Genomic DNA, 14,480 nt, shown 5'->3' on the forward strand with positions numbered 1-14,480 from the left:
CCTCCGAACGCCGGAGGAACCGCCGCCATGATGACCGCCATCTTCGTCTTCATCAAATGCGAGCTGGGCCACGCCAATGACGTGGCGGCCGACATCGTGGACAATGTCGAATATGTCTCGGAGGTCTATTCGACCTCGGGCCAGTACGACCTGCTGGCCAAATTCTCGCTGCCGAAGGACCTCGATATCGGGACCTTCGTGACGAAGTCGGTGCAGACCCGCCCGAATATCCGTGACAGCTTCACCGTCATCACCTTCTCGCCCTTCCTGCCGACCGCCCGATGAGCGGCGACGCCGTCCTGGCCATGCCGGGACTGCCCGCGCTGATGACGCAGGCGCTGGCGGCGTCGGGGCTGGCGGTGCGGGGGCTGAATGAGGGCGCGCTGGAAGAGATCGGGGCGCTGGTGGTGTCGGGCGGGGTGAAGCTGGACCCGGCCTTCGTGGACAGCCTGCCGAAGCTGAAACTGATCGCGGTGCACGGCGTCGGTTATGATGGCGTGGACGTGGCCCATGCGAAGGCGCGGGGCGTGGCGGTGAGCAATACGCCGGACGTGCTGACCGAGGATGTGGCCGATCTGGGGCTCGCGCTGGTGCTGGCGACCCTGAGGGGCGTGCCGGACGCCGAGCGGTTCCTGCGCGCGGGAGAGTGGGCGAAGGGCGGGCGGTCGCCGCTGACCCGGCGGGTGACGGGGCTGCGCTACGGCGTGCTGGGGCTGGGCCGGATCGGACGGGCCATCGCGGCGCGGCTGGCGCCGTTCGCGGGCGAGGTCGCCTATCACAGCCGCCGCCCGGTTCCGGGCGTGGACTATCGGTATGCGCCGGATGCGCGGACGCTGGCCGCGAGCGTGGACGTGCTGGTGGTGGCGACGCCGGGCGGGCCGGAGACGCGCGGGCTGGTCAATGCGGAGGTGCTGGAGGCGCTGGGGCCGGACGGGGTGCTGATCAACATCGCGCGGGGCGAGGTGGTGGATCAGCCGGCCCTGATCGCGGCGCTGGACGCCGGGCGGCTGTATGCGGCGGGGCTGGATGTGTTCGACGGCGAGCCCGTGGTTCCGCAGGCCCTGCTGGATCACCCGCGCTGCGTGCTGACCCCGCATGTGGGCTCGGCGACGGTGGAGGCGCGGACGCAGATGGCCGATCTGGTGGTGGCCAATCTGAAGGCCGGGCTGGCGGGCGAGCCTCTGCTGACGCCGGTGGGCTAGGCGGGCTTGCGGGCGCGGGCCTTGGGGCGGGGCGCAGGCTTGCCTTCCTCCTTCGCCTCCTCGGCCTCGTCATCGTCGCCGACCTTCTGCTCGACCGTGGCGGACAGGCGCTGGAAGACGCCCAAGCCGACGAGGACCAGGACCGACACCCCGATCAGGGCGACCGGGTAGAGCATCTGCTCAACGTTCTCGCGGGCGGTCTTGAAGACCAGCACCAGCCCTTCGAGGAAGAGGGCGATCAGGATGGTGGAGAGGAATTTGGTCAGGCTGCGCCGGGCCTCGGCGGCGCTGCGCCGTTCGGAGCCGCGGCGGACCTCGTCCTCGTAGAGGTATTTGGCCACGTCGAAGACGGCGATGGCGACGATGACATAGCCGAGGATGTCGAGGATGGCGTCAGCCGCGCTCTGCTCCGGATCGATAATGGCGCCGATGGCCTCGCGCAGGCCGACGCCGACGAGGGCGATGGCGAGGACGAACAGCAGCAGGCTGGCGGCGGCGAAGATGGCGCGGGTGATCAGGCTCATCCGCCCCTAACGCGATCACATCATCGAGCGTTGCCGTCGGGTCACCATGGCCAAGCGAGACTTATCGTTGCTAACCTTCCCCCAAGAGCTCCGGCAAACGGACATCAAGGGTTGGAAAATGGCTGATCTGGAAGCGTTCCGCGACGAGGTGCGCGCGTGGCTGGACGAGAACTGCCCGCCGGAAGTGCGCGGGCCGCTGGACAATGAGGAAGACCGGGTCTGGGGCGGGCGCAACGCCACCTACAAGACCCCGGCGCACAAGCTCTGGATGGAGCGGATGGGCGCGCGCGGCTGGACCGCGCCGGAATGGCCGAAGGAATACGGCGGCGGGGGCTTGAGCCGCGAGGAGGCCAAGGTCCTGCATTCGGAACTGCGCCGCATCGACGCCCAGATGGCGCTGTCGAGCTTCGGCATCTGGATGCTGGGGCCGGCCCTGCTGCAGTTCGGCACCGAGGAACAGAAGAAGCGTTTCCTGCCCGAGATCGTGCGCGGCGAGATCCGCTGGTGCCAGGGCTATTCCGAGCCGGGCGCGGGGTCCGATCTGGCCAACGTGCAGACGAAAGCCGAGGACAAGGGCGACCACTGGATCGTCAACGGCCAGAAGATCTGGACGTCGTACGCCGACAAGGCCGACTGGATCTTCTGTCTGGTGCGGACCGACCCGGAGGCGCCCAAGCATCTGGGTATTTCCTTCGTGCTGTTCGACATGGCGACCAAGGGCGTCACGACCAAGCCGATCACCCTGATCAGCGGCAAGAGCCCGTTCTGCGAGACCTTCTTCGATGACGTGCGGGTCGAGAAGGAGAACCTCGTCGGGACGCTGAACCGTGGCTGGGACGTGGCCAAGGCGCTGCTGGCCCACGAGCGGACCATGATCGGCGCCATCGGCGACGCGGGCGGCGGACGGCCGCTGGGGCAGGTGGCGACGGACTCGATCGGCAGCGATGAGGAAGGCCGTCTGGACGACCTGATGCTGCGCGCCAAGGTGGCCGAGCTGGAAGTCGACGCGGCCGCCTTCCGTCTGGCGATGGAGCGGGCGGGCGATCAGATGAAGGCCCGTCAGGCCCATCCGGCCATCGCCTCGATGCTGAAATACTACGGCTCGGAGCTGAACAAGCGTCGCCACGAACTGCTGATGGCGGCGGGCGGGGCCGAGGCGCTGGAGTGGGAGGGCGAGCGGTCGCGCGAGGGCACGACGGCCCGTGACTGGCTGCGGACCAAGGCCAACTCCATCGAAGGCGGCACCAGCGAGGTGCAGCTGAACATCATCGCCAAACACCTGCTGCAGCTGCCGGGAGCCTGACGCCCATGCCTCTGATCCTGACTGAAGAGCAGACGATGTTGAAGGAGGCCGCCGACGGCTTCCTGAGCGAGAACGCGCCCATCGCCCATCTGCGCAAGCTGCGCGACAGCCGTGACGCCGACGGGGTGTCGCGCGAGCTGTGGAAGGCGTTCGGCGAGATGGGTTTCGCCGGCGTGATCATCCCGGAAGAGCATGGCGGATCGGCGCTGGGCGCCGTGGAAGCCGGCGTCGTCGCCGAGGCGCTGGGCCGGACCCTGACGCCGTCGCCCTTCATGGGGTCGGGCGTGCTGTCGGCCAAGGTGCTGGTGGACGGCGGCTCGGCGGAGCAGCAGGCCGCCTGGTTGCCGAAGATCGCGGCGGGCGAGGCCATCCTGTCGCTGGCCGTCGATGAGGGCGCCAAGCATGCGCCGTCGAAGATCGCCACCGTCGCCGAGCGCGCGGGCAACGGCTTCAAACTGAACGGCGCCAAGGGCTTTGTGCTGGACGGCCACGTCGCCGACGCCCTGATCGTGGCGGCCCTGACCGAAAACGGCCTGACCCTGTTCCTCGTCGATCCGAATACCAGGGGCGTGGAGATCGAGCGGACGGTGATGGTCGACGCCCACAATGCGGCGCGGGTGACCCTGACGGATGTTGAGGTCGATGCGGACGCGGTGATCGGATCGGTGGATGAGGGTGAGGCCCTGCTGGAAGGCGCGCTGAATCTCGGCCGGGCCTGCGCGGCGGCGTCGCTGAACGGGGCAGGGGATCAGGCCTTCCAGACGACGATGGAATACCTGCGGACGCGCAAGCAGTTCGGCAAGCTGATCGGCGAGTTCCAGGCGCTGCAGCACCGGGCGGCCCATCTGTACAGCGAGATCGAGATCGCCCGCGCGGCGGTGATCGGCGCGCTGCAGGCGCTGGACGCCGGCAAGGAGAAGGCCCCGCTGGCGGTGTCGGTCGCCAAGGCCAAGGCCGGGCGCGTCGCCGAACTGGCGGTGCAGGAGGCGGTGCAGATGCACGGTGGCGTCGGCATGACCGACGAGTTCGACGTCGGCCTGTTCATGAAGCGGGTGCGGGTGCTGAACGAACTGCTGGGCGACGCGGGCTTCCATCAGGAGCGGATGGCGCAGAGCCAGGGGTTCTGAGCGGGTCTTCCTTCTCCCGATGGGAGAAGGTGGCGGGGCAGAGCCCCGTCGGATGAGGGTCGGCTATGTCCGTCGGCGTAAGCCGCCGCTCAGGACAGTGACGCGGCTCATCGCCGAATGCCGAGAGGCGACCCTCACCCTTTGGCTGCTTCGCGCCGCCCTTCGGGTCGCGCAAGAACGGCGGCTACGCCGTCGTGCGCTCAAGCCCTCTCCCATCGGGAGAGGGAGCGGACTAGGTTATCGCCTATGATGATTGCTGCACTCGTCGCTATTGCCCTTCAGGACCCGCAGGTCGTGGATGGAGTGATTGTCCGGCCGAACTGGGTGGAGACGCCCACAGCGGACCAGTTGCTGCCCGAAGGCGTCCACTATGGCACGCCGACCGACTACTATCCGCGCGGATCAATGACTTTGCGTTGCGTGGTGAAGGCGGACGGACGGCTGGACGATTGCCGGGTCACCGAGGTTTCGACGACCTATCCGGAGCTGGGCCCGACAGCCCTTGAGGCCGCCAAACACTTCCGCCATGCACCGAGACTGGCGAATGGTCGGCTGGCGGCAGGTATGCCTGTTCTCCTCAAACTGCGATGGGAGCTTCCGGCCGAGTGAGCGGGGCTGGCCCGCCCCCCGGCGGCCCTGCTAAACCTCCCGCAAGGGAGAACGCCACATGACGACGCGAGCCAACGCGCCTCAATATCTCAGCGGATTTGGAAATCACTTCGCCACGGAGGCTGTGCCCGGGGCGCTGCCGGAGGGGCGGAATTCGCCGCAGCGGGCGCCGATGGGGCTGTATGCGGAGCAGCTGTCGGGGACGGCCTTCACCGCCCCGCGCACCGAGAATCGCCGCAGCTGGCTGTATCGCCTGCGGCCCTCGGCGCAGCACCCGGCCTACAAGCCCTTCCCGCAGAAGCTGGTGCGGTCGGGCCCCTTCCATGAGGCGCCGCCGAGTCCCAACCGGATGCGTTGGGACCCGCTGCCGATCCCGAGCGAGCCGACCGACTGGGTCGAAGGGCTGGTGACCTATGGCGGGACCGGAGACGCGGAGGCGCTGTCGGGCGTCGGCATCCACCTGTATGCCGCCAACCGGTCGATGACCGACCGGGTCTTCTACTGCGCCGACGGCGAGTTGCTGATCGTGCTCCAGCAGGGCGAGCAGGCCTTCGTCACCGAGATGGGCCGTATCGACGCCCGGCCCGGCGAGATCGTGGTCATTCCGCGCGGCGTGCGCTTCCGGGTCGAGGTCTCCGGCCCGGTGCGCGGCTATGTGTGCGAGAACTACGGCGCGGCCTTCCGCCTGCCGGATCTGGGCCCCATCGGCTCGAACGGTCTGGCCAATCCGCGCGACTTCCAGACCCCGGCGGCGGCGTTCGAGGACGTGGATCGTCCGACCGAATGCATCCAGAAATTCGGCGGGCGTCTGTACGTCACCACCTTCGATCACAGCCCGCTGGACGTGGTCGGCTGGCACGGCAACTACGCGCCGTACAAATACGATACGGCGAAGTTCAACACGATCGGGACGGTCAGCTTCGACCACCCGGACCCGTCGATCTTCACGGTGCTGACCAGCCCGTCGGACACGCCCGGCACCGCCAACTGCGACTTCGTCATCTTCCCGCCGCGCTGGATGGTGGCCGAGGACACCTTCCGCCCGCCGTGGTTCCACCGGAACGTCATGAGCGAGTTCATGGGGCTGGTGACCGGCGAGTATGACGCCAAGGAGGGCGGCTTCGCCCCCGGCGGAGCGTCCCTGCACAACTGCATGAGCGGGCACGGGCCGGATCAGGCCTCCTATGACAAGGCGGTCGCCGCAGACCTGAAGCCGGTGAAGATCGAGAACACCCTGGCCTTCATGTTCGAGACCCGCATGCCCATCCGCACCACGGAATGGGCGCAAACCTCCCCGACGATGCAGCTGGACTACGACGACGTCTGGACCGGCTTTGAAAAAGGACAAGTGAAATGAAGCGCGTGATGATCGCGATGGCCGCGGCCCTGTTCGCCGCCGCCTGCCAGCCGATGCCGGCAGCCGACAACGCCGCCGCCGCGCCGACCTCGCTGCAGACCGCGGCCGCCGGATCGACCGATGCGGCCCTGTGCGAGCGCGCCGGTGGCAAGATGCAGGCGCAGGGACGGATGCAGTCGGTGCGCTGCGTCATCACCTATTCGGACGCCGGCCAGCGCTGCACGACGGGCTCGGACTGTCAGGGCGACTGCCGTGTCGAGGAGGGTCCGTCGACCGCCCCGCAGGAAGGCGCCGCCGTGGTCGGAACCTGCCAGCGCGATAGCCGTCCGTTCGGCTGCTACACCCGCGTCGAGAACGGCAAGGCCGAAGCGACCCTCTGCGTCGACTGATCGCCTGATCGGTAGACAAGCAAAAGGCCCCGTCGCGAGAGCGGCGGGGCCTTCTTCATTCGTCCGGGGACGAAAGCGCTTACTGGGCCGGGGCCGGGGCCGGGGTGGCCGGCGGCGCGGTCATTTCGCCCGACGGGGTGGTGCTGGGCGTGTTGTTGGTTGTCATGCCGCCGTCCGCGTTGCCGGCCTGTTGCTCGATGCGGTCGGCCTCGGTGTTGAGGGCCTTCTCCTCGGCTTCGTTCGACGTGGCGCCGGCCTGGGCTTCCAGGGCGTCGGCCTGGGTTTCGGCGGCCTTGTCAGCCGAGCTTTCACCACAGGCGGCGAGGCCGGCGAAGGCGAAGGCGGCGGTGGCGGCGATGATCATCTTACGCATTGGAACAGTCCCTTTTGTTCTCTTCCTGGGACCGAACCAACCTGCGGGATTCGAAAAGGTTCACGCCGACGTGAGACCGGCGTGAACTCCGGCGGCGTCTATTCGCCGGCGAAGGCCACGCGCGCAGCGCCCAGCAGGGCGGCGTGCTTGTGCAGGATCACATGGGTCGGGATGGCGGCCATATAGTCCTTGAAGCGGCCCTTGCGCTCGAACCGTTCGCGGAAGGGGCTGGCCTTGAGGAAGGGCAGGATGCGCGGCGCGATGCCGCCGGCGATATAGACGCCGCCGCGCGAGCCGGTGGTCAGGGCGATGTCCCCGGCCACGGCGCCGAGGATGGCGCAGAAGCGGGCAAGCGTCGCGCCGCAGTGGCTGTTCGGGTTCTCCAGCGCCTCGGCGGTGATCTGGGCCGGGTCGTCGATATGGGTCTCGCGGCCGTCGATCTCGGCAAGGGCGCGGTGCATGTTCAGCAGGCCCGGGCCGCAGATCAGGCGCTCGATCGAGACGCGGTCATAGCGGCGGCGAAGGATACGCAGGATCTCGTCCTCGACCGGATCGCCGGGGGCGAAGCAGGCGTGGCCGCCCTCGGACGGCATGGCCAGTTCGTTGCCGCGCGAGTCGCGCACCAGAGCCGAAACGCCGAAGCCGGTGCCCGGCCCGAGCACGGCGATGGCGGCGTGGGGGTCGCCCTCCTCGGGGCCGCCCAGCGAGGCGAGTTCGGCCTGCGGGACCACCGGGGCGCCCCAGGCCAGGGCCTCGAAATCGTTGATCAGGCGCACGGGCCTGAGGCCCAGGGTTCCCAGCTCGGTTTCCGACACGCGCCAGGGCGAGTTGGTCAGGTCGATCTCGCCGTCGGTGACCGGCCCGGCCACGGCGATGACGCCGCCGGTCGGCTTGACCTCGCAGCCGTCGATGAAGGCCTTCACGCCTTCGAGGAAGGTCGGATAGCGCTCGGCCGGGAAGCTTTCGTGGTGCTCGAGCACCGGCTTGCCGTTGACCATGTGGGCGATGGCGAAGCGGGCGTTGGTGCCGCCGACATCACCGACGAGCAGGGTGCGGTCCCAGTTGATGGTCATGAGCGCTGTCCTTGAATCCCTTGGCCGCGCGGCGGCTTGTTCTTGCTTGCGTCAGGCGTCGACGGCGCGGTCGACGATGTTCGGATCGGGCGGGGTGTCTTCGTTGACCGGCGCGCCGGGGGGGACGGCGAAGCAGACGGAGGCGCCTTCCTCGGCGGTCGAGACGACGTGGCGGAAGGCCCCGAACAGCTCGCGGCCATAGCCCCATGCGGAACCGGTGGCGTGGGCCTCGGTGCGGTGGGCGGCGGGGCGGCCGGTCAGGTCGGCGACACCGACGGTGGCCAGCACCCCGGCCTCGGCGTCCAGACGGATGATGTCCCCGTCCCGCACATGGGCCAGAGGGCCGCCCGCGAGGGCTTCGGGCGACACGTGGATGGCGGCAGGCGTCTTGCCCGAGGCGCCGGACATGCGGCCGTCGGTGACGAAGGCGACCTTGAAGCCCTTGTCCTGAAGCACGCTGAGGGCAGGCGACAGGCTGTGCAGTTCCGGCATGCCGTTGGCCTTGGGGCCCTGGAAGCGCAGGACCACGACGACGTCGCGGTTCAGCTTGCCGTCCTTGAAGGCCTGCAGGGCCTCTTCCTGCGACTCGAAGACGGCGGCGGGCGCCTCGACGATGCGGTTCTCGGGCTTGACCGCCGAGACCTTGATGACGGCGCGACCGAGGTCGCCCTTCACGAGGCGCAGGCCGCCGTCCTTCTGGAACGGATCGGAGGCGGGGCGGAGGATGTCGGTGTCCAGGCTCTGGCTGACGCCGTCGCGCCAGACCAGCTCGCCGTCGATCATGGACGGTTCCTGGAAGTAGGCGTCCAGACCCTTGCCCATGACGGTTTCGACGTCGGCGTGGATGTTGCCGTGCTCGGCCAGTTCGCGGGTGACGAAGGCGACGCCGCCGGCGGCCTGGAAGGCGTTCACGTCCGCCGAGCCGTTCGGATAGACGCGGGCCAGCAGCGGGGTCGCCGACGACAGCTGGTCCATGTCGGTCCAGTCGATGATGACTCCCGCGGCGCGGGCCATGGCGACGAGGTGGATGGCGTGGTTGGTCGAGCCGCCGGTGGCCAGCAGGGCCACGATCATGTTGACGATCGACTTCTCGGAGATGACGTCGGCCATGCGGCCCGAGCCGTCGTGGGCCAGAGCGACCGAGCGTTTGGCGGCGGCGGCGGTCAGGGCGTCGCGCAGGCCGGTCTCCGGGTGGACGAAGGCGGTCGAGGGCAGGTGCAGACCGGCCATCTCCATCATCATCTGGTTGGAGTTGGCGGTGCCGTAGAAGGTGCAGGTGCCGGGCGAGTGGTAGCTGCCGACCTCGCTCTCGAGCAGGGTCTGACGGTCCACCTGATTTTGCGCATAGAGGGCGCGGACGCGGGCCTTTTCGGCGTTGGGGATGCCCGAGGGCATGGGGCCCGCGGGGGCGAAGATCACCGGCAGGTGGCCGAAGGCCAGGGCGCCGATGAACAGGCCCGGGACGATCTTGTCGCAGACGCCCAGCATCATGGCCGCGTCGAAGGCGTCGTGGGTCAGGGCGACGCCGGTGGACATGGCGATGACGTCGCGGCTGAACAGCGACAGCTCCATGCCGGGGCGGCCTTGCGTGACGCCGTCGCACATGGCGGGCGTGCCGCCGGCGACCTGGGCCGTGGCGCCGACCTCGCGCGTGGCGGCGCGGATGATCTCGGGGAAGCGCTCGAACGGCTGGTGGGCCGAGAGCATGTCGTTGAAGGCGGTGACGACGCCGACGTTCGGCTGCTTGCCGCCCATGGCGGTCAGCTTGTCGGCGAGGGTCTGGCCCGCAAAGGCGTGGGCCCAGTTGGCGCAGCTGAGCTTGGCGCGGCCGGCGCCCGAGTCCCGGGCGGCGTCCATGCGGCGCAGATAGTCGGTGCGGGTGGTCTGCGAGCGCGCGACGATGCGGGCGGTGACCTCGGCGACGACGGGGTTGAGTTTCGCCATCAGGCCTTCTCCGTCCAGAGGACGTCCAGCGGGACGTTCGCGGCGATCAGGGCGGCGATGGGCTGGATCGCGGGATTGCCCGCGGCCTCGCGCTCGAACACGGCGCGCTTCTGCTTGCCGGTCAGGGCCAGAACCACGCGGCGGGCCTGCATCAGATACGGCAGGTTGATCGACAGGCGCTCAAGGCTGGGGGCCAGACCGTCGCGACCATGGGGCACGCCCAGAACGGTCGGCTTGAGAGTGGGGGTGAGCAGGGTCTTCAGCGTCGGGCTTTCAGGGAACATGGAACAGATATGGCCATCCTCCCCCATGCCGAGAAGGACGGCGTCGAGGCGGCGGGTCTCAAGCTCGATGTTGAGGTTCCGGGCGGCGACGGCGGCAGCGCGATCAACGGTGACTTCCGGGCTGTACAGCGGCAGGAATTCCGCGTGCGCGGCGTTGCCGGTCATCAGGGTGCGCTTGATGAGGGCGGCGTTCGAGTCCGGCGAGGTCTCGGGCACATAGCGCTCATCGACGAGGGTGACGAAGGTGTGCTGCCAGTCCTCGACCGAACACATCGGCGCCAGAAGGCGATAGATCGGCGAGGGCGTGGAGCCGCCGGCGCCGGCGAAGACCGCCCAGCCGTTCTGGGCCGGGTCCTTGCGACCTTCGGACAGGGCTTCCCACAGGCGGACGGCGGAGGCCGAGGCCCAGTCATCGGCGTCCCTGAAGGTTTCGATCACGGGCGTCTCAGGCATCGCTGACGTTCCATTCGCGGCCGGTGCGGGCCATCAGCATGTCGGAGGCGTCAGGGCCCCAGACGCCGGCGACGTATTCCTGCGGCTTCACATCGCCGTCGGCCCAGGCCTCGGAGACCTCGTCGACCCATTTCCAGGCGGCCTCAGCCTCGTCGCGACGGACGAACAGGGTGCTGTCGCCGTGCAGGGCGTCGAGCAGCAGGCGTTCATAGGCGATGCGGCGGCGCGGCGGGGTGTCGCCCTTGCCGCCGACGCCCCACGAGAGGCTCATCTTGATCGGCTGAAGCTGCATGCGCTGGTCGAGGCCGGGGCGCTTGTTCATCACCGTCAGGGAGATGTCTTCCTCGGGCTGCAGCTCGATGATCATGCGGTTGGCCTGCACGTCGCCGCGGTCGTCGCGATCAAAGATGGAGTGCGGCAGCGGCTTGAACTGGATGACGATCTCGGTGCGCTTCTCGGGCAGGCGTTTGCCGGTCCGCATGAAGAAGGGCACGCCCGCCCAGCGCCAGTTGTCGATGTCGGCGCGGATGGCGACGAAGGTCTCGGTGTCCGAGTCCAGGCCGCGCTCCTCGTCATAGCCCTTGACCGGTTTGCCCTCGACGGTCCCGGCCACGTACTGGCCGCGCACGGTGACGCGCTCGGCCTCCTCATGGGTGATGGGGCGAAGCGAGCGGAGAACCTTGACCTTCTCATTGCGGACCGAGTCCGGGTCGAGGTCGGACGGCGGCTCCATGGCGACCAGACAGAGCAGTTGGAGCATGTGGTTCTGCAGCATGTCTCGCAGGGCGCCGTACTCGTCGTAGTAGGGCCAGCGATCGCCGACGCCGACCGTCTCGCCGATGGTGATCTGGACGTGGTCGATGGAGAGGTTGTTCCAGAGCGGCTCGAACACGGTGTTGCCGAAGCGCAGGGCGATCAGGTTCTGGACCGTCTCCTTGCCGAGGTAGTGGTCGATGCGGAAGACCTGATCCTCGCGGAACGCATGCCCCACGGCGTCGTCGATCTCGCGGAAGCTCTTCAGGTCGCGACCGACCGGCTTCTCCAGCACAACGCGGCAGTTCCGCTCGGCCAGACCGGCGGCCTTCATCGCGGTGACGATGCGGGCGTAGAGCGAGGGGGAGACCGCCAGGAAGGAGGTGATCTCGCCGTCGCCGCATTTTTCCTTGAGCGGCTTCAGGCTGTCGGCGCTGGTGGCGTCCACCGGCAGATAGTCGAGCCGGGCCTCCATCCGGGCCCAGGTCTGGTCGGACCAGGCGTCGTCCGCCTTCGCCTTGCCCTCGACCGCGGCGCGGACCTTGCCGACGTATTCGTCGCGGCTTTCATCCGAGCGGGCGGCGCCGATGATCTTCAGACCATCCGCCAGCAGACCCTCGTGATCGAGGAAATAGAGCGAAGGCAACAGCATCCGCATGGCGAGGTCGCCGCCGCCGCCGAACAGCACCAAGGCCGCCATCCGTGCTCCTTCACGCAATGAACCCTTCGGGATGAAGGGTCTTTGGCCGCTTCCGTCGGCATAGCCAACTGTCCGCATGGCGCTGAAACACCATGTGACGGTCAAGCTGGACATGCAAAGCGGGCGTCAGGGTCAATCCCCGACGCCCGCCAGCGGTTCCGGATCGGAAGGAGGCCTTACGGCACTTCGGTGATCAGCAGGGCGGCCGAGGTGTTGCCGCCGCTGTAGGTGCCCACCCAGATATCGTAGACGCCCGATGCGGGCTTGGCGAAATAGACCTGGGCGTTGGTGCCGCCGCCCGAGTCATCGTCGCAGTACCATTCGCCGTCCGGGCCATTGACCACCAGGGTGGTGTCGGCGCTGGACTCGGTGCGGATGGCCAGCGGCAGGGAGCCGGCGGAATAGGTGATCTGGTAGTCCGGCGCGGTGGCGATGGAGCCGCGGCATTCCGACGACACGACCGAGGCCTGCAGGCCGCCGCCGGCGGTCAGGTTGCGCCGGTGCGGATCGGGCGTGAAGCCGGCGCTGAGGTTGACCTCGCCGAAGGTGGCGCGGGCGCTGGTGTCGGGATAGCCGCCGCTGGAGCCGCCGCCGCCCTGGCCGGTGCTGTGGACCTCGGAGATGGCGAGTGACGCCGCGGAGGTGCCGCCGCCGTAGGTGCCGACCCAGATGTCATAGGTGCCGGAGCGGGGATTGTTGAAGGTGACCAGCGGATTGTTGCCGTTGGTGTCGTCATCGCAATACCAGCGACCGTCCGGGGCGTTGACCACCAGGGTGGTGTCCGAGGACGAGGTCGAGGTGATGTAGAGCGGCAGCGAGCCGGCGGTGTAGGTCACTTCATAGTCGGGCGCGCGGGCGATGGAGCCACGGCAGGGCGAGCCCAGGTTGGAGGCGTCGATCGAGCCGCCGGCGGTCAGGGACACGACGTGCGGGTCTGGCGCGAAGCCAGAGCTGAGCCGGACCGAGCCGTAGGTCGCCTGGGCGGAGGTGTCCTGCGCCTGGGCGACAGGTGCGACCATCAGCACGGCGGCTGTGGCGGCGATGAGAGACCTGACCAGCATATTTCACTCCCCGGAAAAAATGGTCCAACGACGTTTGCATGAGGACGTCGACCCGACAAGACGGTGACGCTTGCCGAATCCTTGGCGTTTTCGTCGGGATCGCACTACTTGCGAAACATGACGAAGGTTCTGATCATCGGTGCGGGCCATGCGGGCGGGACGGCGGCGGCGCTGCTGCGCCAGTACGGCCATGAAGGCCCTGTCGTGCTCGCGGGCGAGGAAGCCGCGCCGCCCTACCAGCGGCCGCCGCTGTCGAAGGCCTGGCTGAAGGGCGAGGCCGATCTGGAGGCGCTGCTGCTGCGCCCCGAGAGCTTCTACGTCGAACAGGGCATTGAGCTGCGCACGGGCGTGACGGCGACGGCGATCGACCGGGCGGCGAAGGTCGTGACCTTCGCGGACGGGACGACCGAGACCTATGACGTGCTGATCCTGGCGACGGGATCGACGGCGCGGCGGCTGGCGATCCCGGGCGCGGACCGGCCGGACCTGCTGGAGCTGCGGACGCTGGCGGACGCCGAAAGGCTGAAGGCGGCGCTGGGGCCGGGCAGGCGGCTGGCGGTGGTCGGCGGCGGCTATGTGGGACTGGAGGCGGCGGCGTCGGCCCGGGCGCTGGGCGCCGAAGCGATCGTCATCGAGCGGATGGACCGGGTTCTGGCGCGCGTGGCGTCGGAGACCCTGTCGGTCTTCTTCACCGACTATCACCGCAAGCATGGCGTGGAGATCCTGACCTCGGCCGAGGTCACCGGGTTCGAGGATGCCGGGGTGCGGCTGGCGGATGGTCAGTTGATCCCGGCGGATGCGGTTCTGGTCGGTGTCGGGGCGCTGGCCTGCGAGGGGCTGGCGTGCGCGGCCGGGCTGGAGTGCCTGAACGGAGTGGTGGTCGATATGGAGGCGCGGACCTCGGACCCGTCGATCTTCGCCATCGGCGACGTGACCCACCGGCCCGTGCCGGTCCACGGCGGGGCGATGCACCGGCTGGAGAGCGTGCCCAATGCGCTGGAGCAGGCCAAGCAGGCGGCCTCGGCCATTGTCGGACGCGCGGCGCCGGCGGCGGAAGTCCCGTGGTTCTGGTCGGACCAGTATGATCTCAAGCTGCAGATCGCCGGCCTGCCGGGCGAGGCGGATCGTCAGGTGGTGCGCGGTGATGTGGCCGGGGGCGCCTTCGCCGTCTTCCATCTGGCGGGCGACCGCATCGTCTGCGTCGAGGCGGTGAATGCGCCGGCCGAGTTCATGGCCGGGCGGATGATGATCGGCAAGCAGACGCCGGTGGACGCCGGACGACTGGCGGATGTGTCGGTGACGATGAAGGCGGTGGCGGCGGGCTGAGC

At 68.8% G+C, this 14,480-nt stretch carries 15 protein-coding genes; 8 read left to right on the top strand and 7 right to left on the bottom strand.

The genetic code is table 11. From position 1 onward, the window contains the following. Positions 1–27: 27 nt before the first annotated feature. Together ACFQQC_RS06075 and ACFQQC_RS06080 are read left to right on the top strand one after the other, a co-directional pair. Positions 28–285, top strand: coding sequence for an Lrp/AsnC ligand binding domain-containing protein (locus ACFQQC_RS06075; RefSeq protein WP_141625748.1), 258 nt, complete (start codon positions 28–30; stop codon positions 283–285). Next, positions 282–1,202 (top strand): 2-hydroxyacid dehydrogenase, encoded by a 921-nt coding sequence (locus ACFQQC_RS06080; RefSeq protein WP_376860656.1) that lies wholly within the window; start codon positions 282–284, stop codon positions 1,200–1,202. The genes ACFQQC_RS06075 and ACFQQC_RS06080 overlap by 4 nt, the downstream gene beginning before the upstream one ends. On the opposite strand, the gene ACFQQC_RS06085 is transcribed toward ACFQQC_RS06080, so the two are convergent. Continuing rightward, entirely contained in the window at positions 1,199–1,726 is a 528-nt protein-coding gene (locus ACFQQC_RS06085) for a GNAT family acetyltransferase (protein ID WP_376860658.1), read from the bottom strand. The genes ACFQQC_RS06080 and ACFQQC_RS06085 overlap by 4 nt on opposite strands. A 118-nt stretch (positions 1,727–1,844) precedes the next feature. Between ACFQQC_RS06085 and ACFQQC_RS06090 the strand changes: the two genes are divergently transcribed. From ACFQQC_RS06090 to ACFQQC_RS06110, 5 genes are all read left to right on the top strand, one after another. Further along, complete coding sequence (locus ACFQQC_RS06090; protein WP_376860660.1) at positions 1,845–3,029, top strand: acyl-CoA dehydrogenase family protein; 1,185 nt, start codon at positions 1,845–1,847, stop codon at positions 3,027–3,029. Between the two features lie 5 nt (positions 3,030–3,034). Next, the gene (locus ACFQQC_RS06095; protein ID WP_376860662.1) at positions 3,035–4,156 is read left to right on the top strand and encodes an acyl-CoA dehydrogenase family protein; all 1,122 of its coding nucleotides are present in this window, start codon (positions 3,035–3,037) and stop codon (positions 4,154–4,156) included. 246 nt (positions 4,157–4,402) lie between these two features. Beyond that, positions 4,403–4,765 carry a TonB family protein gene (locus ACFQQC_RS06100; protein ID WP_376860664.1) on the top strand — a complete coding sequence of 121 codons (363 nt, stop codon included), beginning with the start codon at positions 4,403–4,405 and terminating at the stop codon, positions 4,763–4,765. A 58-nt stretch (positions 4,766–4,823) separates the two neighbouring features. Then, positions 4,824–6,122, top strand: a complete 1,299-nt coding sequence (hmgA, locus tag ACFQQC_RS06105) for a homogentisate 1,2-dioxygenase (protein ID WP_376860666.1) — start codon at positions 4,824–4,826, stop codon at positions 6,120–6,122. Further along, positions 6,119–6,511 carry a hypothetical protein gene (locus ACFQQC_RS06110; RefSeq protein WP_376860668.1) on the top strand — a complete coding sequence of 131 codons (393 nt, stop codon included), beginning with the start codon at positions 6,119–6,121 and terminating at the stop codon, positions 6,509–6,511. Before hmgA ends, ACFQQC_RS06110 begins: the two co-directional genes overlap by 4 nt. Positions 6,512–6,590: 79 nt before the next feature. Here the strand turns inward: ACFQQC_RS06110 and ACFQQC_RS06115 are convergent, their stop codons facing one another. The 6 genes from ACFQQC_RS06115 to ACFQQC_RS06140 form a co-directional block, all read right to left on the bottom strand. After that, the gene (locus tag ACFQQC_RS06115) at positions 6,591–6,884 is read right to left on the bottom strand and encodes a hypothetical protein (protein WP_376860670.1); all 294 of its coding nucleotides are present in this window, start codon (positions 6,882–6,884) and stop codon (positions 6,591–6,593) included. 98 nt (positions 6,885–6,982) lie between these two features. Further along, positions 6,983–7,957 carry a glucokinase gene (glk, locus tag ACFQQC_RS06120; protein ID WP_376860672.1) on the bottom strand — a complete coding sequence of 325 codons (975 nt, stop codon included), beginning with the start codon at positions 7,955–7,957 and terminating at the stop codon, positions 6,983–6,985. Between the two features lie 51 nt (positions 7,958–8,008). Beyond that, positions 8,009–9,901, bottom strand: a complete 1,893-nt coding sequence (edd, locus tag ACFQQC_RS06125) for a phosphogluconate dehydratase (protein WP_376860674.1) — start codon at positions 9,899–9,901, stop codon at positions 8,009–8,011. Next, positions 9,901–10,638 carry a 6-phosphogluconolactonase gene (pgl, locus tag ACFQQC_RS06130; protein ID WP_376860676.1) on the bottom strand — a complete coding sequence of 246 codons (738 nt, stop codon included), beginning with the start codon at positions 10,636–10,638 and terminating at the stop codon, positions 9,901–9,903. Before pgl ends, edd begins: the two co-directional genes overlap by 1 nt. After that, a complete protein-coding gene (gene zwf, locus ACFQQC_RS06135; protein ID WP_376860678.1) occupies positions 10,631–12,091 on the bottom strand; it encodes a glucose-6-phosphate dehydrogenase in 1,461 nt (486 codons plus the stop codon). The genes pgl and zwf overlap by 8 nt, the downstream gene beginning before the upstream one ends. A gap of 176 nt (positions 12,092–12,267) precedes the next feature. Continuing rightward, entirely contained in the window at positions 12,268–13,152 is an 885-nt protein-coding gene (locus ACFQQC_RS06140; RefSeq protein ID WP_376860680.1) for a peptidase, read from the bottom strand. Between the two features lie 117 nt (positions 13,153–13,269). Here ACFQQC_RS06140 and ACFQQC_RS06145 point away from each other — a divergent pair, with 117 nt between their 5' ends. Next, positions 13,270–14,478, top strand: a complete 1,209-nt coding sequence (locus ACFQQC_RS06145) for an NAD(P)/FAD-dependent oxidoreductase (protein ID WP_376860682.1) — start codon at positions 13,270–13,272, stop codon at positions 14,476–14,478. The last annotated feature ends 2 nt before the right edge of the window (positions 14,479–14,480 follow it).

It is taken from the genome of Brevundimonas sp. GCM10030266 (assembly GCF_042666595.1).
Classification (GTDB): Bacteria; Pseudomonadota; Alphaproteobacteria; order Caulobacterales; family Caulobacteraceae; genus Brevundimonas.